Annotated in this window: 1 protein-coding gene; it reads right to left on the bottom strand. The window is 63.7% G+C overall.

Features of this window, described 5'->3' with window-relative positions:
* On the bottom strand, nt 1-462 hold a 462-nt coding region (locus tag JK635_RS29335; RefSeq protein ID WP_202656400.1), incomplete at its 3' end, for an NHL repeat-containing protein.
* Between the last annotated feature and the right edge of the window lie 42 nt (nt 463-504).

Genomic DNA, 504 nt, shown 5'->3' with positions numbered 1-504 from the left:
GCTGTCGCGTCCATCGAAGACGATCGTATGCGGACTGCCGCCAGAAGGGACGGGATGCGGCTTCATCGCCTGCGGTTGGCCGTTGCTGAACGGTATCTCCAGCAAGGTGCCATTGCCATTGCCCGTCATCCATACCGTGCCGCGTTCATCGACGACGAGGCCATGCGGCCGGGTTCCGGCAGGCAGTTCCCATTCCTCGAAGTGTTCCGTGGCGGGGTCGAAGCGCGCCAGGCGATTGCCCGCCATCACGGCGATATAAATGCGTCCATCCAGGCCGGGCGCCGGGTCGCGCGCGAATTTCGGTGTCGGCACATTCCATTCGCTGATCTTGCCGGATGGCCGCGACACACCCGGCGCCACGGTGTAGTTGGAGCCGCCCGCCACGGCCAGTGCCGGCAGCAGTGCCCATAATGCGAAAACCTTCAGCATGGCCTGATTCCCTTCGTTTCCGATAATCTGCATGCGCCGGCAAGGCGGCCTGCGTGGTTGACGCCAGATTGATGC

Origin of the sequence: Neobacillus paridis, assembly GCF_016765675.1 — a bacterium.
Classification (GTDB): Bacteria; Bacillota; Bacilli; order Bacillales; family Cytobacillaceae; genus Neobacillus; species Neobacillus paridis.
This window is presented reverse-complemented; position numbering and strand designations above follow the sequence as displayed.